The 25,301-nt window shown below is 62.3% G+C and carries 29 protein-coding genes; 16 read left to right on the forward strand and 13 right to left on the reverse strand.

The features are described 5' to 3' along the window. Nucleotides 1-5 precede the first annotated feature (5 nt). Nucleotides 6-1,388 (reverse strand): glutamine synthetase family protein, encoded by a 1,383-nt coding sequence (locus tag ABM562_RS04705; RefSeq protein ID WP_010225896.1) that lies wholly within the window; start codon nt 1,386-1,388, stop codon nt 6-8. Between the two features lie 246 nt (nt 1,389-1,634). Here ABM562_RS04705 and ABM562_RS04710 point away from each other — a divergent pair, with 246 nt between their 5' ends. The 5 genes from ABM562_RS04710 (at nt 1,635) to ABM562_RS04730 (ending at nt 6,398) form a co-directional block, all read left to right on the forward strand. After that, the gene (locus tag ABM562_RS04710) at nt 1,635-2,513 is read left to right on the forward strand and encodes a LysR family transcriptional regulator (protein WP_115084665.1); all 879 of its coding nucleotides are present in this window, start codon (nt 1,635-1,637) and stop codon (nt 2,511-2,513) included. Nucleotides 2,514-2,755: 242 nt separating this feature from the next. Beyond that, nucleotides 2,756-3,025: a DNA-directed RNA polymerase subunit omega gene (rpoZ, locus tag ABM562_RS04715; RefSeq protein WP_115084664.1), complete on the forward strand. Its 270-nt coding sequence runs from the start codon at nt 2,756-2,758 to the stop codon at nt 3,023-3,025. A 60-nt stretch (nt 3,026-3,085) separates the two neighbouring features. After that, nucleotides 3,086-5,194, forward strand: coding sequence for a bifunctional GTP diphosphokinase/guanosine-3',5'-bis pyrophosphate 3'-pyrophosphohydrolase (spoT, locus tag ABM562_RS04720; RefSeq protein WP_045199568.1), 2,109 nt, complete (start codon nt 3,086-3,088; stop codon nt 5,192-5,194). Between the two features lie 23 nt (nt 5,195-5,217). Then, entirely contained in the window at nt 5,218-5,598 is a 381-nt protein-coding gene (locus ABM562_RS04725; RefSeq protein ID WP_003229509.1) for a RidA family protein, read from the forward strand. 62 nt (nt 5,599-5,660) lie between these two features. Next, nucleotides 5,661-6,398 (forward strand): hypothetical protein, encoded by a 738-nt coding sequence (locus tag ABM562_RS04730; RefSeq protein ID WP_115084663.1) that lies wholly within the window; start codon nt 5,661-5,663, stop codon nt 6,396-6,398. 3 nt (nt 6,399-6,401) lie between these two features. Here ABM562_RS04730 and ABM562_RS04735 read toward each other — a convergent pair whose 3' ends face one another. Then, the gene (locus ABM562_RS04735; RefSeq protein WP_233673830.1) at nt 6,402-7,259 is read right to left on the reverse strand and encodes an SDR family oxidoreductase; all 858 of its coding nucleotides are present in this window, start codon (nt 7,257-7,259) and stop codon (nt 6,402-6,404) included. A 195-nt stretch (nt 7,260-7,454) separates the two neighbouring features. Between ABM562_RS04735 and exbB the strand changes: the two genes are divergently transcribed. The 6 genes from exbB (at nt 7,455) to ABM562_RS04765 (ending at nt 14,185) form a co-directional block, all read left to right on the forward strand. Beyond that, a complete protein-coding gene (gene exbB / locus ABM562_RS04740; protein ID WP_460421022.1) occupies nt 7,455-8,444 on the forward strand; it encodes a tonB-system energizer ExbB in 990 nt (329 codons plus the stop codon). Between the two features lie 3 nt (nt 8,445-8,447). Beyond that, on the forward strand, nt 8,448-8,873 hold the full coding sequence (gene exbD / locus ABM562_RS04745) for a TonB system transport protein ExbD (protein WP_045199557.1): 426 nt from the start codon (nt 8,448-8,450) through the stop codon (nt 8,871-8,873). Then, nucleotides 8,870-9,607 carry an energy transducer TonB gene (locus ABM562_RS04750; protein WP_115084660.1) on the forward strand — a complete coding sequence of 246 codons (738 nt, stop codon included), beginning with the start codon at nt 8,870-8,872 and terminating at the stop codon, nt 9,605-9,607. Before exbD ends, ABM562_RS04750 begins: the two co-directional genes overlap by 4 nt. A 93-nt stretch (nt 9,608-9,700) precedes the next feature. Then, nucleotides 9,701-10,621, forward strand: a complete 921-nt coding sequence (locus ABM562_RS04755) for a hydrogen peroxide-inducible genes activator (RefSeq protein WP_010225913.1) — start codon at nt 9,701-9,703, stop codon at nt 10,619-10,621. Nucleotides 10,622-10,630: 9 nt separating this feature from the next. Next, nucleotides 10,631-12,706, forward strand: a complete 2,076-nt coding sequence (gene recG / locus ABM562_RS04760) for an ATP-dependent DNA helicase RecG (protein ID WP_460421024.1) — start codon at nt 10,631-10,633, stop codon at nt 12,704-12,706. Nucleotides 12,707-12,784: 78 nt separating this feature from the next. Further along, nucleotides 12,785-14,185, forward strand: coding sequence for an aminoacyl-tRNA deacylase and HDOD domain-containing protein (locus ABM562_RS04765; protein WP_115084658.1), 1,401 nt, complete (start codon nt 12,785-12,787; stop codon nt 14,183-14,185). 22 nt (nt 14,186-14,207) lie between these two features. Here ABM562_RS04765 and ABM562_RS04770 read toward each other — a convergent pair whose 3' ends face one another. The 10 genes from ABM562_RS04770 to ABM562_RS04815 all read right to left on the reverse strand — a co-directional run bounded on the left by ABM562_RS04770 (nt 14,208) and on the right by ABM562_RS04815 (nt 19,529). Next, complete coding sequence (locus tag ABM562_RS04770; RefSeq protein ID WP_134065220.1) at nt 14,208-14,582, reverse strand: helicase; 375 nt, start codon at nt 14,580-14,582, stop codon at nt 14,208-14,210. A gap of 117 nt (nt 14,583-14,699) precedes the next feature. Next, on the reverse strand, nt 14,700-15,089 hold the full coding sequence (locus ABM562_RS04775; RefSeq protein WP_233673832.1) for a hypothetical protein: 390 nt from the start codon (nt 15,087-15,089) through the stop codon (nt 14,700-14,702). Continuing rightward, nucleotides 15,080-16,087, reverse strand: a complete 1,008-nt coding sequence (locus ABM562_RS04780) for an SEL1-like repeat protein (RefSeq protein WP_115084655.1) — start codon at nt 16,085-16,087, stop codon at nt 15,080-15,082. The genes ABM562_RS04775 and ABM562_RS04780 overlap by 10 nt, the downstream gene beginning before the upstream one ends. Further along, on the reverse strand, nt 16,084-16,560 hold the full coding sequence (locus ABM562_RS04785; protein ID WP_460421026.1) for a hypothetical protein: 477 nt from the start codon (nt 16,558-16,560) through the stop codon (nt 16,084-16,086). The genes ABM562_RS04780 and ABM562_RS04785 overlap by 4 nt, the downstream gene beginning before the upstream one ends. 50 nt (nt 16,561-16,610) lie before the next feature. Beyond that, the gene (locus ABM562_RS04790; RefSeq protein ID WP_115084653.1) at nt 16,611-16,991 is read right to left on the reverse strand and encodes a hypothetical protein; all 381 of its coding nucleotides are present in this window, start codon (nt 16,989-16,991) and stop codon (nt 16,611-16,613) included. After that, complete coding sequence (locus ABM562_RS04795) at nt 16,988-17,320, reverse strand: hypothetical protein (RefSeq protein ID WP_115084652.1); 333 nt, start codon at nt 17,318-17,320, stop codon at nt 16,988-16,990. Before ABM562_RS04795 ends, ABM562_RS04790 begins: the two co-directional genes overlap by 4 nt. Then, a complete protein-coding gene (locus ABM562_RS04800; RefSeq protein WP_010225925.1) occupies nt 17,317-17,535 on the reverse strand; it encodes a hypothetical protein in 219 nt (72 codons plus the stop codon). The genes ABM562_RS04795 and ABM562_RS04800 overlap by 4 nt, the downstream gene beginning before the upstream one ends. A 181-nt stretch (nt 17,536-17,716) precedes the next feature. Continuing rightward, nucleotides 17,717-17,992, reverse strand: coding sequence for an HU family DNA-binding protein (locus ABM562_RS04805; RefSeq protein WP_003213368.1), 276 nt, complete (start codon nt 17,990-17,992; stop codon nt 17,717-17,719). A gap of 188 nt (nt 17,993-18,180) precedes the next feature. Next, a complete protein-coding gene (locus ABM562_RS04810) occupies nt 18,181-19,329 on the reverse strand; it encodes an NAD(P)/FAD-dependent oxidoreductase (RefSeq protein ID WP_134065226.1) in 1,149 nt (382 codons plus the stop codon). 32 nt (nt 19,330-19,361) lie between these two features. After that, complete coding sequence (locus tag ABM562_RS04815) at nt 19,362-19,529, reverse strand: rubredoxin (RefSeq protein WP_038997996.1); 168 nt, start codon at nt 19,527-19,529, stop codon at nt 19,362-19,364. A gap of 167 nt (nt 19,530-19,696) precedes the next feature. Between ABM562_RS04815 and ABM562_RS04820 the strand changes: the two genes are divergently transcribed. Then, nucleotides 19,697-20,260, forward strand: coding sequence for a chorismate lyase (locus tag ABM562_RS04820; protein ID WP_115084650.1), 564 nt, complete (start codon nt 19,697-19,699; stop codon nt 20,258-20,260). Next, complete coding sequence (ubiA, locus tag ABM562_RS04825; RefSeq protein ID WP_115084649.1) at nt 20,260-21,147, forward strand: 4-hydroxybenzoate octaprenyltransferase; 888 nt, start codon at nt 20,260-20,262, stop codon at nt 21,145-21,147. The genes ABM562_RS04820 and ubiA overlap by 1 nt, the downstream gene beginning before the upstream one ends. A gap of 64 nt (nt 21,148-21,211) precedes the next feature. Here ubiA and ABM562_RS04830 read toward each other — a convergent pair whose 3' ends face one another. Next, nucleotides 21,212-21,583, reverse strand: a complete 372-nt coding sequence (locus tag ABM562_RS04830; RefSeq protein WP_233673835.1) for a COG4315 family predicted lipoprotein — start codon at nt 21,581-21,583, stop codon at nt 21,212-21,214. Nucleotides 21,584-21,729: 146 nt separating this feature from the next. On the opposite strand from ABM562_RS04830, the gene phoB reads away from it, so the two are divergent. The 3 genes from phoB (at nt 21,730) to ABM562_RS04845 (ending at nt 25,299) form a co-directional block, all read left to right on the forward strand. After that, nucleotides 21,730-22,419: a phosphate regulon transcriptional regulator PhoB gene (phoB, locus tag ABM562_RS04835; RefSeq protein WP_010225936.1), complete on the forward strand. Its 690-nt coding sequence runs from the start codon at nt 21,730-21,732 to the stop codon at nt 22,417-22,419. A gap of 151 nt (nt 22,420-22,570) precedes the next feature. After that, complete coding sequence (phoR, locus tag ABM562_RS04840; protein WP_233673890.1) at nt 22,571-23,845, forward strand: phosphate regulon sensor histidine kinase PhoR; 1,275 nt, start codon at nt 22,571-22,573, stop codon at nt 23,843-23,845. 113 nt (nt 23,846-23,958) lie between these two features. After that, complete coding sequence (locus ABM562_RS04845; protein WP_038997990.1) at nt 23,959-25,299, forward strand: hemolysin family protein; 1,341 nt, start codon at nt 23,959-23,961, stop codon at nt 25,297-25,299. Nucleotides 25,300-25,301: the final 2 nt, after the last annotated feature.

The raw sequence follows: 25,301 nt of genomic DNA on the forward strand, positions 1-25,301 counted from the left end.
CGGCGTCACACCGTGTGCAGGTACCAGTTGTATTCGAGGTCGGAAATCGACACCTCGAACTCGGCCATCTCGCTTTCCTTGCAGGCGACAAAAATATCGATGTAGTCAGGGCTGATGTACTTGTTCAGCACTTCACTGTCATCGAGCTCTCGCAGCGCATCGCGCAGGTTGTTCGGCAGGCTCTGTTCCAGTTGCTCGTAAGAGTTGCCTTCGATAGGCGCTCCCGGCTCGATCTGGTTGGTCAGGCCGTGATGGATACCGGCGAGAATCGCCGCCATCATCAGGTACGGGTTGGCGTCAGCACCGGCGACACGGTGCTCGATGCGCACGGCATCGCTGCTGCCGGTCGGCACGCGGACCGCAACGGTGCGGTTGTCCAGCCCCCAGCTGGGTGCGTTGGGCACATAGAACTGGGCACCGAAACGGCGGTAGGAGTTGATGTTCGGGCAGAGGAAGGCCATCGATGCCGGCATGGTCTCCAGCACGCCGCCGATAGCGTGGCGCAGGGTCTCGCTTTGCTCGGGGTCTTCGCTGGTGAAGATGTTCTTGCCGGTTTTCTTGTCCAGCAACGAGATGTGCACGTGCAGGCCGTTGCCCGCCTGGCCCGGATAGGGCTTGGCCATGAAGGTGGAATCCATTTCATGGTCGTAGGCGATGTTCTTGATCAGGCGCTTGAGCAACACTGCGTAGTCGCAGGCCTTCATCGGGTCGGCGACGTGGTGCAGGTTGACCTCGAACTGCGCCGGGGCGCTTTCCTTGACGATCGCATCCGCCGGGATGCCCTGCTCTTTGGCCGCTTCGAGCATGTCCTGCAGACAATCGACGTATTCGTCGAGATCGTCGATCAGGTACACCTGGGTCGACTGCGGGCGCTTGCCGGAGATCGGCGAACGCGGCGGTTGCGGACGGCCGTTGAGGTTGTCCTGGTCGATCAGGTAGAACTCGAGCTCAAACGCCGCGCAGATATCCAGGCCCAGCGCATCGAACTTCTCCACCACACTGCGCAGCACTTCCCGCGGGTCGGCGAAGAACGGCGTGCCGTCCAGCTCGTGCATGGTCATCAGCAATTGCGCGGTCGGGCGCTTCTGCCAGGGCTCGTAGGCCAGGGTGCCGGGGATCGGATAGCAGATGCGGTCGGCATCGCCGATGTCCAGGCCCAGGCCGGTGCTTTCGACGGTCGAGCCGTTGATGTCCAGGGCAAACAGCGAAGCCGGCAGGTTGATACCTTTTTCGTAGACTTTAACCAGGCTTGCACGCTCGATGCGCTTGCCGCGCACCACGCCGTTCATGTCTGCAATCAGCAGATCGACAAATTGCACCTCAGGGTGGGCCTGGAGAAATTCGCCCATCTCATCGAGAGGGATGGCGCACGGGGAGACCGACGTCATGGCTAGGCATCCTTTGATTTTTTATCGAACGACATGGAGGAGGTACTACTGCGCTATCGGGAGCGGCGATGGTTTCATTTGTTCTTTTAAGTGGTCCCATCGTGGGGAACAGCTGAACGCCGTGGCTTCGCACGGACGTTCCAGATTTATCTGACAACGTCGCGACTTGATTCACGACTGCCGCCTCACTATAGAATGGCCCCCACGCAACAGACATTGGCATTTAGGCAAGCAAAGAGTGCATCCATGCAATATCAGATCAGCCACGCCGACCTTTCACTGGTGCTCGCTCTGGTCCGCGGCCGCTCCCTGGCCAAGGCCGCCGAGCTGCTGAAGGTCGATGTATCGACTGTTTTTCGTTCGATCCGGCGCATGGAAGCCGCCCTGGGTACCGCGTTGTTCGTCAAAAGCCGCAAGGGTTACATCCCCACCGGCACCGCCCAGGCCCTGGCCGAGCAGGCCGAGCGCGCCGAACAGGCGCTGGATGCCGCGCGCGTGGCACTGGAGCATGGTGAACAGGTGGTCAGCGGCACAGTGCGCCTGACCTGCACCGACGCCGTGCTGCACAGCCTGCTGCTGCCGGCGCTGGCCGAGTTCATGCCAGCGTATCCCGCACTGTCGCTGGAGCTGGCGACCTCCAATACCTTTGCCAACCTCAGCCGGCGGGATGCCGACCTGGCCCTGCGCCTGACCAATACGCCGCCGGAGCATCTGGTCGGACGTTGCCTGGGGGCGGCGTCCTACGTGATCTGTGGGCGCGAGGAGTTTCGCGAACGCCTGACTGAAAACCCTGCCAGCGTGGCCTGGATCGCCCCGGACGACGCCATGCAGGATCACCCGACCGTGGTCTGGCGCAGCGAGCACATGCCCGGGGTGATGCCCAAATACCGCTGCAGCGGGATTTCGGCAATTGCCCAACTGGTCAGTGCCGGCCTGGGCGTTGCCGCCCTGCCCGACTACATGGCCCATACCCTGCCGGGGGTGGAGCAGTTGAGCGATCCGCTGCCCGGTTGCGATACCGAACTGTGGCTGCTGACCCGGCCGGATTGCCGGGCCTTGCGTTCGGTGCAGACGCTGTTCGACGAATTGACCCCGCGCCTGCGTGACGCCTTGGGTCGCCAGTGAAATCGTCCTCGCGGGGCAAGCCCGTTCCCACAGAACCACTGTAGGAGCGGGCTTGCCCCGCGATGCTATTGAATTGAGCACGCATACAAGACAGTTGTGCTAGAGCCCTTGAAATGGTTATCGTCGGGGTATCAAGGGCTCGAAATGAAATCAGCGCTTCCATAAAGGCTGGTGATTTTTTAAACTATCGAGTCCGCTCGCCCATTCGGGCTGAACACCGCATTTGCTACTTGAGGAAGACCATGGCCCGCGTAACCGTTGAAGACTGCCTAGAACACGTGGATAACCGTTTTGAGCTGGTCATGCTCTCCACCAAACGTGCCCGTCAACTGGCCACCGGCGGCAAAGAGCCGAAAGTGGCATGGGAAAACGACAAACCTACCGTCGTTGCCCTGCGCGAAATCGCTGAAGGCATCTGCACCCCTGAGTTCATGGCCGAACAGGATATCCGCACGCAAGAAGATCCGATCTTCGCGTTCGGCGAGGGTGACGAGGCCAACGAGGCGGTCTAAGCCCATGCCTGGTCGACGTAGTACGGCGCCGGTCCCCGTCCCTTGGCAAGAGGTAATCCCATGCCGAGCATAGACGCCCTCGCCGATCGCTTGTCGACCTACCTCGGCGCAGACCAGGTCAACCTGGTGCGCCGGGCGTATTTCTACGCCGAACAAGCCCACGACGGCCAGCGCCGTCGCAGCGGCGAAGCCTACGTCACGCATCCGCTGGCGGTGGCAAGCATCCTTGCCGACATGCACATGGACCATCAGAGCCTGATGGCGGCCATGCTCCATGACGTGATCGAAGACACCGGCATCGCCAAGGAAGCGCTCAGCTCGCAATTTGGCGAAACCGTGGCCGAACTGGTCGACGGCGTCAGCAAGCTGACCCAGATGAACTTCGAGACCAAGGCCGAAGCCCAGGCGGAAAACTTCCAGAAAATGGCCATGGCCATGGCCCGGGACATCCGCGTGATCCTGGTCAAGCTGGCCGACCGCCTGCACAACATGCGCACCCTCGAAGTGCTGTCCGGCGAAAAACGCCGGCGCATCGCCAAAGAAACCCTGGAAATCTACGCGCCCATCGCCAACCGCCTGGGCATGCACAGTGTGCGCGTAGAGTTCGAAGACCTCGGTTTCAAGGCCATGCACCCGATGCGTTCGGCGCGCATCTACCAGGCGGTCAAGCGTGCCCGCGGCAACCGCAAGGAAATCGTCAACAAGATCGAAGAGTCGCTGGCCCACTGCCTGGCGGTCGACGGTATCGAGGGCGAAGTCAGCGGCCGGCAGAAGCACCTCTATGGCATCTACAAGAAGATGCGCGGCAAACGCCGGGCCTTCAACGAGATCATGGACGTCTACGCGTTCCGTATCATCGTCGACAAGGTCGACACCTGCTACCGCGTGCTCGGCGCCGTGCATAACCTGTACAAGCCGCTGCCGGGGCGCTTCAAGGATTACATCGCGATCCCCAAGGCCAACGGCTACCAGTCGCTGCATACCACGCTGTTCGGCATGCACGGGGTACCGATCGAGATCCAGATCCGCACCCGCGAAATGGAAGAGATGGCCAACAACGGCATCGCCGCCCACTGGCTGTACAAGTCCAGTGACGACGAGCAGCCCAAGGGCACCCATGCCCGGGCGCGCCAGTGGGTCAAAGGCGTGCTGGAAATGCAGCAACGTGCGGGCAACTCCCTCGAATTCATCGAGAGTGTGAAGATCGACCTGTTCCCGGACGAGGTCTACGTGTTCACGCCCAAAGGCCGGATCATGGAGCTGCCCAAAGGCTCCACGGCGGTCGACTTTGCCTACGCGGTGCACACCGACGTCGGCAACAGCTGCATTGCCTGCCGCATCAACCGCCGCCTGGCACCGTTGTCCGAACCGCTGCAGAGCGGCTCGACGGTCGAGATCGTCAGCGCCCCGGGCGCGCGGCCGAACCCGGCCTGGCTCAACTTCGTGGTGACCGGCAAGGCCCGCACGCACATCCGCCATGCGCTCAAGCTGCAGCGCCGCTCGGAGTCCATCAGCCTTGGCGAACGCCTGCTGAACAAGGTCCTCAACGGTTTCGACAGTGCCCTGGACAAGATTCCCCAGGAGCGCATCCAGGCCATGCTCGGCGAATACCGCCTGGAGCTGATCGAGGACCTGCTCGAAGACATAGGCCTGGGCAACCGCATGGCCTATGTGGTGGCCCGCCGCCTGCTGTCCACCGAAGGCGAGCAACTGCCAAGCCCGGAGGGCCCGCTGGCGATCCGCGGCACCGAAGGCCTGGTACTGAGCTACGCCAAATGCTGCACGCCGATCCCGGGCGACCCGATTGTCGGGCACCTGTCGGCGGGCAAAGGCATGGTGGTGCACCTGGAAAACTGCCGCAACATCAGCGAAATCCGCCACAACCCGGAAAAGTGCATCCAGCTGTCCTGGGCCAAGGATGTCACCGGCGAATTCAACGTCGAACTGCGCGTCGAGCTGGAGCACCAGCGCGGCCTGATCGCCCTGCTGGCCAGCAGCGTCAATGCCGCCGACGGCAATATCGAGAAAATCAGCATGGATGAACGCGATGGTCGCATCAGCGTGGTCCAACTGGTGGTCAGCGTGCACGACCGAGTGCACCTGGCACGCGTGATCAAGAAACTGCGCGCCCTGACCGGGGTGATCCGAATCACCCGCATGCGTGCGTAGCCCAATAACAGCAAGGAGTCATCATGACCAAGACCGTCATCACCAGTGACAAGGCCCCAGCCGCCATCGGTACCTATTCCCAGGCGATCAAGGCCGGCAACACGGTGTACATGTCCGGGCAGATCCCGCTGGACCCGAAAACCATGGAACTGGTCGAAGGCTTCGAAGCCCAGACCGTTCAGGTCTTCGAAAACCTCAAGGCCGTTGCTGAAGCCGCCGGCGGTTCGTTCAAGGACATCGTCAAGCTGAACATCTTCCTCACCGACCTGAGCCACTTCGCCAAGGTCAACGAGATCATGGGCAAGTACTTCGACCAGCCGTACCCGGCCCGCGCCGCCATTGGCGTTGCTGCCCTGCCGAAGGGTTCGCAGGTTGAAATGGATGCCATCCTGGTCATCGAGTAATACCCCCTGAAGGCGCACCGCCCGGTGCGCCTTCATCCCCCGCCCCTGCAAGGACCCCCGCCATGCGCTACGCGCTCGCCCTGTCGCTGCTCGCCACCCTGTTGAGCGGCTGCGCCAGCCACAGCCCGGAAGACCTCAACGGTACCTGGATCAATCAGAACGCCATCGATGCTGCGGCCAAAGGCGTCAACCTGCGCCAGGCCCTGCTCGCCAATGGCCCGAACCTTGAGTGGAAGGTCAACATTGCCGCCGCCCAGGCCACCTTCAGCAACGGCTTCGAAGCCGGGGACGGCAAGCTCAAGGCGCTCAAGGACGACCAGTGGGAAGTCGATTTCTACGGCAACTATGTCGAAACGCTGAGCCTGGACGGCGACGAACTGGTTCAAGCGGCCAGTGACGCCAATCCGCAGCAGAGTTTCCAGCGCGCCGAAACCCCGGCCCCGATTGATGCGCCAGCTGGCACCACCTTCGAAACCGAGCTGTACAAGGCTTACCTGGGTGGCAACTGGAAGATCATCGAAGGCCCCGGACAGGGGACGATTGCGCATTTTCGCGCCAATGGCAGCCTCGACGGCCTGCCCGGCCTGGATCGCTACGCCCTGTGCCTGGCTGGCGACTGCGCGGCCATGAGCGGCGAGTACGACAGCCTGTGGCTGGAGCGCAATCAGCAAGGCAACCCGTGGATCTTCAAGCGTGACGGCAAACAGCTGGAAATCTTCCAGGCCGTCAATCAGGCCCAGGCCGACGAGATGCCGGATCTGCATCCTGGCACTCGCCGCTGGCTGCTTGAGCGTCAGTAAGGGTTAATTGCTACCGGCAAGGATGGCCGCATAGCCTTCCTTGTAGCTAGGGTACTGTGGCGCCCAGCCCAGTGCCCGGGCCCGGGCGTTGCTGCAACGCTTGCTGCCGGTACGCCGCACCCGCTCCTGCTCCGACCACTGGGTAACGCCCATGTACTCGCGCAGCCAGGCGACTACATCGAACAGCGGCGCCGGCGCGTCATCGACACCGATGTAACAATCTTCCAGGACCTTGCCCTGGTGATCGGCCTTGAGCAAAAAGGCCAGCAACCCGGCCGCGTCTTCAGCGTGGATACGGTTGCCGTACAGCGGCGGCTCTTCAGTCACCCGATAGCCCTGGCGTACCTGGCTCAGCAACCATTCGCGGCCCGGGCCGTAGATCCCCGTGAGGCGCACGATGGTGCCTGGAATGCCACTGGCCAGCGCCAGCTGCTCGGCTTCGAGCATTACCCTGCCGGAATAGCCTTCGGGCTCCACGGCAGCGGTTTCGTCAATCCACTCACCATCCTTCTGCGCATACACGCTGCTGCTCGATACAAACAACAGCCGCCGCGGCTTCTGCCCGCGCTCGGCCAGCCAGCCCAGCACGCGGCGCAAGCCCTCAACATAAGCTGACTGATAACCGGCTTCGTCATGCTGGCTCGCCGCGACGCTGTAGACCAGGTAATCCGGCGCGTCAACCGGCCACTCGGGCGGACAGCGCGGATCATTCAAGTCGGCAGCGATAGCCGTCACCCCAACTGGCAATTGGCCAACACTGCGGCGCAAGCCGCTCACCGGCCAGCCAGAAGCCAGCAATTGCTTGGCCAGACGGCCACCGACATCGCCACAACCGACGATCAGAACTGAGGGCGCAGACATCCCGAAACTCCGCAAATCAAAGGCCCAGCCTATCCAAATAAATCGATAGGCGGCTAGCTATAGTGGAAAAAAAGTAACTTTATTACTTCTGCTAACAAGAATTACTTGCAATAATGGCCACCCAATTTTGTTCTCGGCCTGTCTCGAGGCCTGGAAGGACAAGCACCTCTTTCTTCTTCATCAGGTCAGGCCAGCATGACACGTATCCAACCTTCCGCTTCGCCAACCATGTCGCGCGCATGGCGCGCCATTGCCGCGCTGATGTTCAGCCTGGTAATGGCACCCGCCGCCCTGGCCGATGAGCCGACCACTGCCCCCGTCATTCCAGCTGCAGCCGTAGCACCGGCCGCACCAGGCGCCGAACAGGCTGCAGCACCGACCGATCCGGCTGCCGCACCTGCCGCTGCCCCGATCGACGGCCAGGCAGCCAACCCGGCCGACGAAAGCGTTGAAGCACTGGTTGAAGATACCAGCCTGGGCATGGCCCACGACCTGTCGCCGTGGGGCATGTACAAAAACGCCGACATCGTGGTCAAGATCGTCATGATCGGCCTGGCCATCGCCTCGATCATCACCTGGACCATCTGGATCGCCAAAGGCTTCGAGCTGATGGGCGCCAAGCGCCGCCTGCGTGGCGAGATTGCTGCACTCAAGCGTGCCACCACCCTCAAGGAAGCCAGCGACAGCGCCAATAAAGAAGGCACCCTGGCCCATATCCTGGTCCACGATGCCCTGGATGAAATGCGCCTGTCGGCCAATACCCGCGAGAAAGAAGGTATCAAGGAACGCGTCAGCTTCCGCCTTGAGCGCCTGGTAGCCGCCAGCGGCCGCAACATGAGCAGTGGCACCGGCGTACTGGCAACCATCGGTTCCACCGCCCCGTTCGTCGGTCTGTTCGGTACCGTATGGGGCATCATGAACAGCTTCATCGGCATCGCCAAAACCCAGACCACCAACCTCGCCGTGGTTGCCCCGGGTATCGCCGAAGCACTGCTGGCCACCGCCCTGGGCCTGGTAGCGGCAATTCCGGCAGTCGTCATCTACAACGTCTTCGCCCGCTCCATCGCCGGTTACAAGGCTCAGGTGTCTGATGCCTCGGCCGAGGTCCTGCTGCTGGTCAGCCGCGACCTGGACCACCAGCCAGGCGATCGTGCTGCCCCACCTCACATGGTCAAAGTGGGCTAAACCATGGGCCTGCATCTTAACGAAGGTGGCGACGACCTCGCCGAAAACCACGAAATCAACGTCACGCCGTTCATCGACGTCATGTTGGTCCTGCTGATCATCTTCATGGTGGCAGCGCCGCTGGCGACCGTCGACATCAAGGTCGACCTGCCAGCCTCGACCGCAAAACCTGCGCCGAGGCCCGAAAAACCGGTGTTCCTCAGCGTCAAGGCGGACCAGAACCTGTACGTCGGTGACGAGCAGGTCCAGCGTGACCAGCTCGGTGCGATCCTCGACGCCAAGACCAAGGGCGACAAGGACACCACGATCTTCTTCCAGGCCGACAAAGGCGTGGATTACGGCGATCTGATGGAAGTCATGAACACGCTGCGCGCGGCCGGTTACCTGAAAGTCGGTCTGGTCGGCCTCGAGACGGCAGCCAAGAAATGATCAAGACGCGGCATAAGCTGGCGCGTTACAGCAGTAGTCTGGCGATTGTGCTGGGTATCCATGCCGTTGCCGTGTTGCTGACGCTCAATTGGTCGGTGCCCCAGGCGATCGAGTTGCCGCCTGCGGCGATGATGGTCGAAATGGCACCGATGCCCGAACCGGCACCGCCACCTCCACCCAAGGTGGTCACCCCGCCACAACCGCCAGCGCCGGTAGAAGAACCGCCGCTGCCGAAACTGGCCGAGGCGCCGAAACCGAAGATCGCCATTGCCAAACCGGTCAAGCCGAAGGCCAAACCGCAGCCGCCCAAGCCTGAGAAAAAGCCTGAGCCGCCGCAGGAGAAGCCGGCCGACGAGGAAGCGGTCGATACACCGCCAAGCACCGCACCGGCGCAGAAATCGGCTGCCCCGGCGCCGAGCATCGCCACCAACAGCAACGCCCTGCCCACCTGGCAGAGCGACCTGCTGCGTCACCTGGCGAAGTACAAGAAGTACCCGGAAAACGCCAGGCGCATGCGCATGGAAGGCATCAACCGCCTGCGCTTCGTGGTCGATGGCGAGGGCAGGATCCTCTCCTACGCCCTGGCCGGTGGTTCGGGCAGCGCGGCACTGGATCGGGCGACTCTGGAGATGATCCGTCGTGCGCAACCGGTTCCACCGCCGCCAAAGGAATTGCTCAACAACGGCAGCATTGAAGTGATCGCGCCTTTCGTCTACTCGCTGGACAAGCGCTAACGCTTTGTTTCTGTCACAAACGAGCAAGTCTGATAACGTGCGTCTATCGATTGCAGCCGCTATGCTGGGGCCGCAACTTCATGGACGCACGTTATGACCCTCACAGAATTGCGCTACATCGTCACCCTCGCCCAAGAGCAGCACTTCGGCCACGCTGCCGAGCGCTGCCACGTCAGCCAGCCGACCCTGTCGGTCGGCGTGAAGAAGCTTGAGGACGAGCTGGGTGTACTGATCTTCGAGCGCAGCAAAAGCGCGGTGCGCCTGACCCCGGTCGGCGAAGGCATCGTGGCCCAGGCGCAAAAGGTCCTCGAACAGGCCCAGGGCATTCGCGAACTGGCCCAGGCCGGCAAGAACCAGCTGACCGCCCCGCTGAAAGTCGGCGCGATCTACACCGTCGGCCCCTACCTGTTCCCGCACCTCATCCCGCAACTGCACCGGGTCGCCCCGCAGATGCCGTTGTACATCGAAGAAAACTTCACCCATGTACTGCGCGACAAGCTGCGCAACGGTGAGCTGGACGCAGTGATCATCGCCCTGCCGTTCAACGAGGCCGATGTGCTGACGCTGCCGCTGTACGACGAACCTTTCTACGTGCTGATGCCCAGCGAGCATCCATGGACCCAGAAAGAAACCATCGACGCCGGCCTGCTCAACGACAAGAGCCTGCTGCTGCTCGGTGAAGGCCACTGCTTCCGTGACCAGGTGCTCGAGGCCTGCCCGACCCTGGCCAAGGGCAGCGACGGCGCCAAGCACACCACGGTCGAGTCCAGCTCGCTGGAAACCATTCGTCATATGGTCGCGTCGGGGCTCGGTGTGTCGATCCTGCCGCTGTCGGCGGTGCACAGCCATCATTATGCCCCCGGCGTGATCGAAGTGCGCCCCCTGAGCCCACCGGCACCGTTTCGTACCGTGGCCATCGCCTGGCGCGCCAGCTTCCCGCGGCCCAAGGCGATCGAGATCCTCGCTGACTCGATCCGCCTGTGCTCGGTCGCCAAACCCGCCGCGAGCCAGTAGGAAAGCACCATGCCGGAGTTGTCCCAGGTCTCGGTGACCGCGCTCAAGGGTGTCGGCGAGGCCATGGCCGAGAAGCTCGCCAAGGTCGGCCTGGAGAACCTCCAGGACGTGCTGTTCCATCTGCCGCTGCGCTACCAGGACCGCACCCGCGTGGTGCCCATCGGCGCCCTGCGCCCGGGCCAGGACGCGGTCATCGAAGGCGTGGTCAGCGGCACCGACGTGGTAATGGGCAAGCGCCGCAGCCTGCTGGTGCGCCTGGGCGATGGCAGCGGCGTGCTGAGCCTGCGCTTTTACCACTTCAGCAACGCGCAGAAGGAAGGCCTCAAGCGTGGCACCCACCTGCGCTGCTACGGTGAAGCCCGCCCCGGTGCTTCGGGCCTGGAGATCTACCACCCGGAATACCGCGCGCTGACCGGCGATGAGCCGGCGCCGGTGGAACAGACCCTGACACCGATCTATCCGACCACCGAAGGCCTGACCCAGCAACGCCTGCGCCAGCTGTGTCAGCAGAGCCTGGCGATGCTCGGCCCGCGGAGCCTGCCGGACTGGCTGCCGGAAGAGCTGGCCCGGGATTACCAACTGGCGCCGCTGGACGATGCGATCCGCTACCTGCATCACCCACCCGCCGATGCCGATGTCGATGAGCTTGCCGAAGGTCACCATTGGGCCCAGCACCGCCTGGCGTTCGAAGAACTGCTAACCCACCAGCTGTCCCAGCAACGCCTGCGCGAAAGCCTGCGCGCCCAGCGGGCGCCGGTGCTGCCCAAGGCCAGCCGGCTGCCCCGGCAGTACCTGGCCAACCTCGGCTTTGCACCCACCGGTGCGCAGCAGCGGGTCGGTAACGAGATTGCCTACGACCTCAGCCAGCCGGAGCCGATGTTGCGCCTGGTCCAGGGTGACGTTGGCGCGGGCAAGACCGTGGTCGCCGCCCTGGCCGCCCTGCAGGCGCTGGAAGCCGGTTACCAGGTGGCACTGATGGCGCCCACCGAGATCCTCGCCGAGCAGCACTTCATCACCTTCAAGCGCTGGCTGGAGCCGCTGGGCATCGAAATTGCCTGGCTGGCCGGCAAGCTCAAGGGCAAGGCGCGCACCAGCGCCCTGGAACAGATCGCCGCCGGTGCACCGATGGTGGTCGGCACCCATGCCTTGTTCCAGGAAGAAGTGAAGTTCAAGAACCTGGCCCTGGCGATCATCGACGAACAGCACCGCTTCGGCGTGCAGCAGCGCCTGGCCCTGCGCCAGAAAGGCGTGGGTGGTCAGCTCTGCCCGCACCAGCTGATCATGACCGCGACGCCGATCCCGCGCACCCTGGCAATGAGCGCCTATGCCGACCTGGATACCTCCATCCTCGACGAACTGCCGCCAGGCCGCACCCCGGTCAATACCGTGCTGGTGGCTGACAGCCGTCGTTTCGAGGTGGTCGAGCGGGTCCGTGCAGCCTGTGCCGAAGGACGCCAGACCTACTGGGTGTGCACCCTGATCGAAGAATCCGAGGAGCTGACCTGCCAGGCCGCCGAAACCACTTTCGAGGAGCTCAGCAGCGCCCTGGGCGAGTTGCGTGTCGGCCTGATCCACGGGCGCATGAAGCCTGCGGAAAAAGCCGCGGTGATGGCCGAGTTCAAGCAGGGCAACCTGCAACTGCTGGTGGCGACCACGGTGATTGAGGTCGGCGTCGACGTGCCCAACGCCAGCCTGATGATCATCGAGAACCCCGAGCGCCTGGGCCTGGCCCAGTTGCACCAGCTGCGCGGCCGGGTTGGCCGTGGCAGCGCAGTGAGCCACTGCGTGCTGCTGTATCACCCGCCGCTGTCGCAGATCGGCCGCGAACGCCTGGGGATCATGCGCGAAACCAACGACGGCTTCATCATTGCCGAGAAGGACCTGGCGCTGCGCGGCCCCGGCGAAATGCTCGGTACCCGCCAGACCGGCCTGCTGCAATTCAAGGTCGCCGACCTGATGCGCGACGCCGACCTGCTACCCGCCGTGCGCGATGCCGCCCAAGCGTTGCTGGCGCGCTGGCCGACCCACGTCAGCCCGTTGCTGGAGCGCTGGCTGCGCCACGGCCAGCAATATGGCCAAGTGTGACGCCCGTCCCAGATTGCAGCCAGCCCAGGGTTCAAGCTGGTTATACTCATGCGATTGAAAAATTTTTGGATACAGACCATGACTGAAGTTGCTTTGGACACCGCAACCCCCCACGCTCCGTCTGTTATCCGGTTGCTGCTCGACAAGCTCGGCATCGCCTACCGCGAAGTGAGCGAACACCCGCAGCTACCGGCCGCCGCCAAGGTGCAGGCCGTACTGCTGGACGATGAAGTCGGCGCGCTGATGGTGCTGTTCCCGCAGAACCAGCTCCTCGACCTCAATCGCCTGACCGAACTGACCGGGCGCAAGCTCGCCGCCGTGCCGCTGGAACGCCTGCGCCACATGCTGGAAAAGCACGGCCTGAAGATCCTCCCCGGGATCCCGGCCCTGACTAGCTCGCCATGCCTGTATGAAGAAAGCCTGCTGCGCCCCGAGCGCCTGCTGATTCACTCCGGGGAGGCCGGGCTGTTGCTGGAGATCGAGCGCGACGATTTCAAGAAAATGCTCAGCAAGGCCAGCGCCGGCAACTTCGGCGAACTGCTGAGCAGCATCCGCCCCAACCTCGACCGCCCCCATGACGACCGCGACGAGATCTCCCAGGCCGTCCAGGCGTTCACCGCCAGGCGTATCCAGCAGCGCCTGGAAAGCACCATCGAGATCCCGCCGCTGGCGGAAACCGCGCAAAAGATCATCAAGCTGCGGGTCGACCCCAACGCCACCATCGATGACATCACCGGCGTGGTCGAAACCGACCCGGCGCTGGCCGCGCAAGTGGTCAGCTGGGCAGCATCGCCCTACTACGCCTCACCGGGCAAGATCCGCTCGGTGGAAGACGCCATCGTCCGCGTGCTGGGCTTTGACCTGGTGATCAACCTGGCCCTGGGCCTGGCTCTGGGCAAGACCCTGAGCCTGCCCAAGGACCACCCGCAACAGACCACGCCTTACTGGCAGCAATCGATCTACACCGCTGCGGTGATCGAAGGCCTGACCCGTGCCATGCCCCGGGCCGAGCGCCCGGAATCGGGCCTGACCTACCTGGCCGGGCTCCTGCACAACTTCGGCTACCTGTTGCTGGCACATGTGTTCCCGCCGCATTTCTCGCTGATCTGCCGGCACCTGGAGGTCAATCCGCACCTGTGCCACAGCTATGTCGAACAGCACCTGCTGGGTATCAGCCGCGAGCAGATCGGCGCCTGGCTGATGCGCTACTGGGACATGCCGGAAGAACTGTCCACCGCCCTGCGCTTCCAGCACGACCCGACCTACGCCGGCGACCACGCTGCCTTCCCCAACCTGGTATGCCTGGCAGTACGCTTGCTGCGCTCACGCGGGATCGGCTCGGGCCCGCAGGAAAGCATCCCCGACGAGCTGCTCGAGCGTCTGAACCTGACCCGCGAAAAAGCCGAGGATGTAGTCAACAAGGTGCTGGAAGCCGAAGCCATGCTCCGTGAGCTGGCCTCGCAGTTCAGCCAGCACTGAGGCCTGGGCCTGACCCTGACGGTCAGGCCTTCTTTTTCGGCTTCAGGTACTTCATCAGGCCCTGGAACCAGATCACCAGCGCCGGGTTGCCCTTGATCTGGATGCTCTTGTCCTGAATCCCCTGCATGAAGGCCAGCTGCTTGTTCTTGGCCTGCAGGGTGGCAAAGCCGAACGCTGCGTCCTTGAACGCTATCGCGAACGCCGGGGCGGCATGGGTGCCGGACTTGCTGCTGATGCGCATGTCCTTGACGATGAAATGGCGAGCGGCCTTGCCATCGAGGGTCTGCAACTGGAACACCAGATCCTTGTCAGCCAGTTGCTGCTGGAAGGCAGGGTTGTTGCGGCTGGCCTTGGCCATCAGCAGGCCCATGGCCCAAAGGAGAAAGCGAAACTTCATGTGCACGCCTCGGCTAAAAAGTGACTGGCGAAGCAGTTTATAGTCTCGCTACGAAAACGCCATAGTTCTCTGCGCTTTACGCGACGATAGCCGCCGTTGGCCTTGTAACCGGGTTATTCACTGGCGCCGGACCTTGCTCAGCAGGTGCAAGATCAACTGGTTCGCGCCGATTGCCGCCAATGCAGTGGAAACCCCCAGCACGCTGCAAAACAGCGCGCGCAGCGGATGCTGCGGCAGCAGGTACAAGAGGATCGTCGCAGGAATGGCGGCCGCCAGCAGCAACCGCCACTTGAGCCGCGGCACCAGCGCGATCACCAGGTTCATCAGCACCACGAAGTAGAAGATCAAATACATGCCCATGCCGATCGCCACCCCACGCGACATCAGCCCGCCGGCCATCTGCCTGTACATCGTCATGCCGGTGTTGTGCAGCAGCAGGTAAGTGACAATGGCCAACACATGCACAATCAGGGCGATTGCCAGGCGATAAGGGCGAGTTACAGGCATTTCTGCACTACATCCTCGACCACGCCTTGGTCGCTCAGGCGCTTGATGCCGTCCACGGCGCTATCACGGTAACCGCTCGCCTCAAGGGCGGCTTGTTGATAGCAAGCCATGGCGCGGGCATTGTCCTGCTGGCCAAGCTTGCCTTTCTCATAGGCGTAACCAAGGTCCACCAGCCCCCTCGGTGACTCCAGCTTCGCCGATTGCTGCAAGGCTTGCAGTGCTTTGCCCGGGTTTTGGCAGGTCAAGTTCTCGGCATACTCTTCGCCGTAGCACACAAAGTGCGCCAGCATGGCGCCGGCGTCGCGTTCAGTGCTCATGGCCGATTCCAGCAGTTGCACGATGGTCGCGTCCGGCAGCCGTTCGGCCTCTCCCGAAAAAATCAGGATGACCGCCTGCACCGCCGCTTCGTTGTTGCCCTTGGCAGCGGCACTGAGCAGGCTGTTGAGGGCGGCGTTCATCAGTTGCCCAGGGTTGTCGTAGAGCCCTGCCCTGCCCAGGTCCTCATAGAGCCTGGCACGCTCGACATCCAGCTCGCCGGCGACCTTCTCCTTGCGCCCGGTGAAGAAGCCTTCCAGGGACCAGTCGTCGATCCGCTGCAGCACCCAGCACTGGCCACGGGAAAAGGTGTAGACCTTGAGCAGTTCGCCCTTGGTGTCGTGCAACACCACTTGCCGTATGCCCTCCTGCTCGACCACCAGGCCCAGCTCGGCACGCTTGGCCGGCTGCAGCAACGCCAGGGACGGGCGCTGTTCGGGGGTCAGCTTGCGAATCGACACACGCGGTTGCTTGCGCCCGGGGTAGATCCGTTGCTCGATCAGCGGGTCGGCTACCAGCGACTGCTGCAGCGCCTCGCTCTGGGCAAACGCGGTGAAGAAGGCGCCGAAGTCATTGTCGGAGCAATCCGGCATGTCCACCGGGGCGGCAACACAGGTTGTCGCGCCGGCCAGCAGCAGAAACGAGCAGAGCCACTGCCGCAAGTTCGTCGCACAGCCCTTCATGGTTTGCCTCTGTCGATCAGTTGTTGAGTGGGGGTACACCAGTAGTCACTGAAGCCCAGCCAGTAACTCAGCACATCCCAGATGAAGCGCAGGGCGTTTTCCGGCTTGCGGCAATCGGCCTGCTCGTCGGCCACGTCATAGGGCGTATTGCTGATGAAGTAGTTGAGCCAATGGGGTTCCCAGTTGGGCATGGCGATCTCGATATGCCCATCGGCCTTGAACAAGCTGATCCAGACGATGCCGACGCTGCCGTCGTCTTCGTAGTCGCGCATGTCCAAGGAGATCTGCGAGAACAGCGGCGTGCGGTAAACCTGCTTTTGATTGCTGCGGTCAATGAAACGCAGGTAGGCCAGGTCATCGAAAGGCACCAGCCAGCCACCAACCGGCACGTTTTCCATGAGATAACGGCCCGATTCGCTGACCACCCTGACTTCGCCTGGCCGGTCGATCAGTACCTGGATGTTGTGTCCCACCCAAAGTACCAATGCCCCAACTATCGCCAGGGCAAAATAGTGCCTACGTTTCAAGACTGTCCCTTTTTGAATACATTCAGCCGGCCCAACCAGTGGGCAATCATTATCGCCAGGAAAGTCAGGCCACCGGCCAGGGGGCTGAAGAACATCGTGCGCACCGGGTGATCCGGCATCAGCCAGTAGATGATCAACGCCACCAGCGCACCATTGATCATGAGTTTGTGCTTGAGCCTCGGCACAAAAACGATCACCAGGCTGAAGATCACCATCACATCGAAGACCAGCCAGAAAATGGCGCCAGACGCCACGCCGCGGGCGGTGAAGCCGCCGTAGACCTGCTTGTAGTAATCAACCCCGATGTCGTTGAGCACCAGGAACAGGTAGCAAGCCAGCGCGTGCGTGGCCAGGGCGATCAGCCAACGCTTGATCATCGGGTGTTTCCTTGCAAGACCTGGCACCAGCTGCGCACATCGTTCCTGTCGAAGCCCGGGCAGTTGTTGTCGCGGGGGATATAGCGATAGGGGTGCGCGGCGTCGTAGGTGAAGTGGTAGTAGTTGTGCTTGTCCTGGCCGTACAGCCAGTACGACGAGGAGCCCTGGGAAATCTGGTAGGGCTCGAAGGTCAGCATTGAGGACTCGGCGGGGATGAAGTTGTCAGGTTCCATCCATAGCAGCAGCGCGTTCCAGTACAACTGCGTGGTCACGCCTGGCAGCAGCAGGAGCACCAGCAACGCCAGAGCGAACCATCTGCCTTTGCTCATGCCGGTGGCAGGTTCGCGTAGTAGGAGCCCACCAGTTCCATGACCACCACGGTGGTCAGGCAAATGAACGTCAGCAGGCGATGCCAGAGCTGGTCGCGCCAGCGCCGGTGCAGGCCGGTGAGTATCAATATCAGGCAGACAAAGGCCAGGCTGCCGAACAGGTTGCTGTCGGCGACACTCGCCAGGTAGTTGGGCAAGGTCAGACCGTCATACATGGCGTTGCCCTGCGCTAGCGGTTACTGCGAATCCTTCGATCTTCATCACGGCCCTCCCTGGACACTTTCCCGTCCTTGCGACGGGGGCCGCGTATGCTAGCCAGATGCCAGGGCGGCGGCAATAAAAAACGGGCACCTTGTGCGGTGCCCGTTTTTTACTGCAATCGATCTGTGCGAGGCATCACGGATTGACGCTGTCCTTCAGGGATTTGCCGGGTTTGAAAGCAACGGTGTTGCTGGCCTTGATCTTGACCGGTTCGCCGGTTTGCGGGTTTTTACCAGTGCGGGCACCGCGGTGGCGCTGCAGGAAGGTACCGAAGCCGACCAGCGTCACGCTGTCCTTGCGATGCAGGGCGCCAGTGATTTCTTCGAGCACGGCGTTGAGCACGCGGTTAGCTTGCTCTTTGGTGAGATCGGCCTTTTCCGCAATGGCGGCGGCGAGTTCTGGTTTACGCATAGTGAAGCCTCTTTGACGGTTTTTTTGTTGTTATGCCGTGCTGCTCTTCAAGAACAGCGCCCAAGGCACCGCAGGCTCTAAACTGCGGCAGACGGGAGTGAGAATGGCATGCCCTCAGGGGCCGCGCCAGTCTCTGGGCGGCCATTGTTGGGGCAAAGGCAGGGGAAATCCGACAGAACGCCGGTTATTTACGCCATTAGCGCCGGAAGTTGCCGATTTAGAGCCAGCTTCTCCATGACCGCAGTGCCGGTCAGGGCATAGCCCAGCAACTGGCCGTCCGCATCGTGACAGAGCACCTTGAGGTCCGTACCCAGCCCCTCAACGCTCCACTGGCCTTCGCGGCCATGGGGCGGGGGCGAAACCACCAGCGGGCAGGCCGGGGTTTTCACCGTGACCGGCATCGGCCCATAGGCAACCGCTGTCGGGTTACCGGCCAGGGTTTGCGCCAATGCCCGGGCGCAGCTCATCAAGGGCATTACGTACAGCAGGTTGAGGCCATCGACTTCGGCGCAGTCGCCCAAGGCGAAGATATTGTCGTGAGAGGTGCGCAGTTGACGGTCGACCACCACGCCGCGGTTGACCTGCAGCCCCGCTGCCGAAGCCAGATCGATGCGTGGCCGCAGGCCAACGGCTGAAACCACCAGGTCGCAAGCGATCACGCTGCCGTCTGACAAGTGCGCCTCCAGGCCCTGCTCCAGCCGCTGCAGGCGGGTCAGCACCGGCCCCAGGTGGAAACGCACGCCCAGCCCCTCCAGGCCAACCTGTACGGCGGCAGCGGCCGCCGGGTGCAGCAAGGTCGGCATGACCTGCTCGCACGGCGCCACCAGCTCGACCTGAAAGCCGCCCAGGCTCATGTCATTGGCAAATTCACAGCCGATCAAGCCGGCACCGAGGATCAGCACCCGTTGCTTGCCGGCTGCCGCGGCACGGAAACGGGCGTAGTCTTCGAGGTCGTTGATCGGGAAAATCAGCTCGGCAGCATCGCCTTCGACGGGCACCCGCACGGTCTCGGCACCCCAGGCCAGGATCAGGTCGCGATAGGGCACCTGCTCTTCGCCGATCCACAGGCGCTTGTGGCCCGGATCGATGCCGCTGATGCGGGTGTGGGTGCGCACTTCGGCCTTGAGCTGCTCGGCCATGGCGCCGGGCTCGGCCATGCTCAGGCCGTCGGCGTCCTTGTTTTTGGCAAAACCGGTGGAGAGCATCGGCTTGGAGTAGGAACGGCCGTCGTCGGCGGTGACCAGCAGCAACGGTGTTTCACCGTCGAGCTTGCGAAATTCGCGAGCCAGGTTGTAACCCGCCAGACCCGTACCGACAATCACCACTGGAGCCGTCATGCGCTGCTTTCCTTGAATCTGATTGAGTGAGATCAGTTGATTTCGATCATTTCGAAGTCCATCTTGCCGACACCGCAGTCCGGGCACAGCCAGTCTTCGGGTACATCTTCCCACTTGGTGCCTGGAGCGATACCGTCATCCGGCCAACCGTCGGCTTCGTTGTAGATCAGGCCACAGACGATACATTGCCACTTTTTCATTACGCACTTCCTCGAAAGACTCAGGCTTTGGAGTGGCCGCTCTCGTGAACATTACAATGGCGGCCATCAAAGAGGGGCTTTGTACTGGAGCGAGGTGCCAGCATGCAAGCCGGATCGGGCAATCATGCTAAGCTCGGCGTCTCTCTGGCCTGTTATTCGATACCGACGTGCCGTACGAAACATTGCAAGCGCCCGCTGCATTCTGGCTGCAGCACCCTGACGTGGCAGACAACACCTCGCCCGCGACCCTTGACTGGTTGTTCGACCAGGGCTCCCTGACCCGCCGCCTGATCCAATTATCCGCCGATCACTTTTCCGTGACACCCCTTTGCGAAGGCTGGCAACGCCTGCGCGACGACGAATGCCTGGCCCTTGACCTGCCCCAGGGCAGCGAAGGCTGGGTGCGCGAGGTGTACCTGCGCGGCCATGGCCAGCCCTGGGTGTTCGCCCGCAGCGTGGCCGCGCGCAGTTCGCTGGAAAGTGGCGGCCTGGACCTGGAAGCACTGGGCAGCCGCTCACTGGGTGAGCTGTTGTTTTGCGAAAAGGGTTTTGTCCGCAGGCCCATTGAGGTCTGCAACTATCCACAGGCCTGGCTGCCGGCGGAACAACGCCATGAAAGCTTGTGGGGGCGCCGCTCACGCTTTGACCGCGGCCCCTTGAGCGTGCTGGTGGCCGAGGTGTTCTTGCCTACGCTGTGGATTGCTGCCGACACCCCTTCGGAGAACCACTGATGTACCTGCAGTTGCTCAAGTCGTTCAATCGCCTGCACCCACGGGCCTGGGACTTCATTCAGCTGAGCCGGATGGACCGCCCGATCGGCATCTATCTGCTGCTGTGGCCAACCCTCTCGGCAGTCTGGATTGCGGCCAAGGGCACACCGACCGTGGCCAACGTGCTGATCTTCACCCTTGGCGTGGTACTGATGCGCGCCGCCGGTTGCGCGATCAACGACTTTGCCGATCGCAAGGTCGATGGCCACGTCAAACGCACCGCCGATCGCCCTCTGGCCGCTGGCCGGATCAACGCCCGCGAAGCGCTGACCCTGTTTGCCGTGCTGGTCGGAGTGAGTTTTCTGCTGGTGTTATGCACCAACGCCACCACGGTATGGCTGTCGTTCGGCGCGGTGGCGCTGGCGGCCTGTTACCCGTTCATGAAGCGCTACACCTACTACCCACAGGTAGTACTGGGCGCGGCCTATTCCTGGGGCATCCCCATGGCCTTCACCGCCGCCACCGGCGAGCTGCCGGCCATTGCCTGGCTGCTGTACATCGCCAACCTGCTGTGGACCGTGGGTTACGACACCTACTACGCCATGGTCGACCGTGATGACGACCTGAAGATCGGGGTCAAATCCACTGCCATTCTGTTTGGCGAAGCCGATCGGGTGATCATTCTGACCTTGCAGGTGCTGTCGCTGGGCTGCTTGCTGCTGGCCGGCAACCGCTTCGAACTGGGCGGCTGGTTCCACCTGGGGCTGTTGGCGGCATTAGTGTGCTTTGCCTGGGAGTTCTGGTCGACGCGCAAGCTGGACCGCGAGTCGTGCTTCAAGGCCTTTTTGCACAATCACTGGGCGGGGCTGCTGATCTTTATCGGCATCGTGCTGGATTACAGTTTCTGATCTTTTTGCGGGCAAGCCCGCTCCTACATGTAGGAGCGGGCTTGCCCCGCGATTGAAGGCACTGTTACTTGATCACGTGCCAGACATCTTTCATGCCATCACCGGTCATGTCACCGGCTTTCTTGTCCTTGATGAAGGTGTACACCGGCTTGCCTTTGTAGGCCCACTGCATTGAACCGTCATCGCGCTTGACTTGAGTCCAGCCCTCTTCCGCCATGTCGCCAGCTTTGACCATCAGCGGCGGCCAGTTCTTGGCACACTCATCGTTGCACATGGACTTGCCGCCCGAATCCTTGTCAAAGGTGTAGAGCGTCATGCCAGCATGGTCGACCATCATGCCGTCCTTCATCATGGCATGATGGGCCGACGCTATCCCTGGCAACGCCAGTGCCACTGCAGCGAAAAGCGTCATCCAGTTCAGCGTATGTCGTGTCATTGGATTCACCGTAATAATCGGGAGAGGGAGTTTAAGCCTAGCCCAGTAACAGAATGTTGCTGCAATGGCCCACGAGCTGTCACACGACTGCAATAATTCCGTTATCTAATGCGGGCCAAGACACCTTTAATGGAAGAGGTTTGAGCATGGTTGGCAGAAACATTCTGATCGTTGACGACGAAGCGCCAATTCGCGAGATGATCGCCGTTGCATTGGAAATGGCCGGCTATGACTGCCTGGAAGCCGAGAACTCCCAGCAGGCCCACGCCATTATCGTCGACCGCAAGCCGGACCTGATCCTGCTCGACTGGATGCTCCCGGGCACCTCGGGCATCGAGCTGGCCCGACGCCTCAAGCGTGACGAGCTGACCGGCGACATCCCGATCATCATGCTCACCGCCAAGGGTGAGGAAGACAACAAGATACAGGGCCTGGAAGTCGGCGCCGACGACTACATCACCAAGCCATTCTCGCCGCGCGAGCTGGTAGCCCGGCTCAAGGCCGTACTGCGCCGCGCAGGCCCGAGCGATGGCGAAGCACCGATCGAAGTCGGTGGCCTGCTGCTCGACCCGATCAGCCACCGGGTGACCATCGACGGCAAGCCCGCCGAAATGGGCCCGACCGAGTACCGCCTGCTGCAGTTCTTCATGACCCACCAGGAGCGCGCCTACACCCGCGGCCAGCTGCTCGACCAAGTCTGGGGGGGCAATGTCTATGTCGAGGAGCGCACCGTCGACGTGCACATCCGCCGCCTGCGCAAGGCGCTGGGTGATGCCTACGAAAATCTGGTACAAACCGTCCGCGGCACGGGTTACCGGTTCTCGACCAAAAGTTGAGAACGCTGCAAGCTGCCAGCCTCAAGCTGCAAGAAAGAGCAAAAGCAAACGCAGATCCGCTTCAACCTTGCAGCTTGTAGCTTGCAACGTGCAGCTGATCCGCTAAGGATCCCAATTGAACCAGAACTGGCATGGCACCCTGATTCGCCACATGCTGTTGCTGATCACCGTCTGCCTGCTGGCGGGCCTGATCAGCGGCTACTATGGCTGGAGCCTGGCCCTGGGCCTGGCCATCTACCTGGGCTGGACCCTCAAGCAACTGCTGCGCCTGCATGAATGGTTGCGCCTGCACAAACCCGATGAAGCACCGCCCGATGGTTATGGCCTGTGGGGCGAGGTGTTCGACAGCATCTATCACCTGCAACGCCGCGATCAGCGCGTGCGCGGGCGCCTGCAGGCGGTGATCGACCGGGTGCAGGAGTCCACCGCTGCGCTCAAGGACGCGGTGATCATGCTCGACAGCGATGGCAACCTGGAGTGGTGGAACCGCGCCGCAGAAACTCTGCTGGGCCTGAAAACCCCGCAGGACAGCGGCCAGCCGGTGACCAACCTGGTCCGCCATCCGCGCTTCAAGGAGTATTTCGAGCAGGAAAACTATCAAGAGCCGCTGGAAATCCCTTCACCGATCAACGACCGCATGCGCGTGCAGTTGCACATCACCCGCTACGGCAACAACGAACACCTGATGCTGGTGCGCGATGTCACCCGCATCCACCAGCTGGAACAGATGCGCAAGGACTTCGTTGCCAACGTCTCCCACGAGCTGCGTACGCCGCTGACGGTGATTGCCGGCTACCTGGAAACCTTGCTCGACAACGTTGAGGAGGTGAATCCACGCTGGGTTCGCGCCCTGCAGCAGATGCAGCAGCAAGGCGGGCGCATGCAGACCCTGCTCAATGACCTGCTGTTGCTGGCCAAGCTGGAGGCCACCGACTACCCCTCGGACAACCAGCCAGTAGCCGTCGAAACCCTGCTACAGTCGATCAAGGGCGACGCCCAGGCGCTATCCGGGCAACGTAACCAGCGCATCAGCCTTGAAGCCCAGCCAGGCATCCGCCTCAAGGGCAGCGAGGCAGAGCTGCGCAGCGCCTTCTCCAACCTGGTGTTCAACGCGGTCAAATACACCCAGGATGAAGGCCAGATCCGCATCCGCTGGTGGGCCGACGAGCAAGGCGCGCACCTGAGCGTGCAGGATTCAGGCATCGGCATCGACCCCAAGCACCTGCCACGCCTGACTGAGCGCTTCTATCGGGTCGACTCCAGCCGCGCCTCCAACACCGGCGGCACCGGCCTGGGCCTGGCGATCGTCAAGCACGTCCTGTTGCGCCATCGCGCGCGCCTGGAAATCAGCAGCGTACCCGGCCACGGCAGCACCTTTACCTGCCATTTCTCCCCTGCCCAGATCGCGGCGCGCCAGGCCTCCTGAGCCGCCGCCCTTTAAATTTGCACAGTCAGCCGCTACATTGGCTGACTCGCGCCAGCACATGCTGGCATTGCTGTACTCCCATTCTTAGAAGACGGACCCCGTAAAACTCCATCATGGACCCTTCCCCTGGTTTCAACCTCGCTGCACTGTTCGCCGATTTCGGCATGATTCTTTTTGCTCTGCTGCTGGTGCTGCTCAACGGCTTTTTCGTTGCCGCCGAGTTCGCCATGGTCAAATTGCGCTCGACCCGGGTCGAGTCGATTGCCGAGCAGCATGGCTGGCGCGGGCAGATCCTGCGTACCGTCCACAGCCAACTGGACGCCTACCTGTCCGCCTGCCAACTGGGTATCACCCTTGCCTCGCTGGGCCTGGGCTGGGTGGGTGAGCCAGCCTTCGCGCACCTGCTCGAACCGCTGCTGGGCGCAGTCGGCGTCGAGTCGCCGGAAGTGATCAAGGGCATCTCGTTCTTCAGCGCCTTCTTCGTCATCTCCTACCTGCACATCGTCGTCGGTGAGCTGGCGCCCAAGTCCTGGGCGATCCGCAAGCCCGAGCTGCTGTCGCTGTGGACGGCGGTGCCGCTCTACCTGTTCTACTGGCTCATGTACCCGGCCATCTACCTGCTCAACGCCAGCGCCAACGCCATCCTGCGTATCGCTGGCCAGGGCGAGCCCGGGCCGCACCACGAACACCATTACAGCCGCGAAGAGCTCAAGCTGATCCTGCACTCCAGCCGTGGCCAGGACCCTAGCGACCAGGGTATGCGCGTACTGGCTTCGGCAGTGGAAATGGGCGAGCTGGAGGTAGTCGACTGGGCCAACTCCCGTGAAGACATGGTCTGTCTCGACGCCAATGCACCGCTCAAGGAAATCCTCGCGATGTTCCGCCGGCACAAGTTCAGCCGCTACCCGGTACTCGATGCCGAGCGCGGCGAATTCATCGGCCTGCTGCACATCAAGGATCTGCTGCTGGAGCTGGCCGACCTCGACCATATTCCCGAGTCGTTCAACCTGGCGGAACTGACCCGCCCGCTGGAACGTGTGTCGCGGCATATGCCGTTGGCTCACTTGCTGGAGCAGTTCCGCAAAGGCGGCGCGCACTTTGCCCTGGTCGAGGAAGCCGACGGCAAGGTGATCGGCTACCTGACCATGGAGGACGTGCTGGAAGTGCTGGTTGGCGATATCCAGGACGAACACCGCAAGGCCGAACGCGGCATCCTCGCCTATCAGCCGGGCAAGCTGCTGGTGCGCGGTGATACACCGCTGTTCAAGGTCGAGCGCCTGCTTGGTGTCGACCTTGACCATATCGAAGCGGAAACCCTCGCCGGCCTGGTCTACGAGACCCTCAAGCGGGTGCCGGAAGAGGAAGAGCTGCTGGAAGTCGAAGGCCTGCGCATCATCATCAAGAAGATGAAAGGGCCGAAGATCGTCCTGGCCAAGGTGCTCAAGCTCGATTGAAC

The sequence above is a fragment of the Pseudomonas sp. ZL2 genome (genome assembly GCF_054788455.1).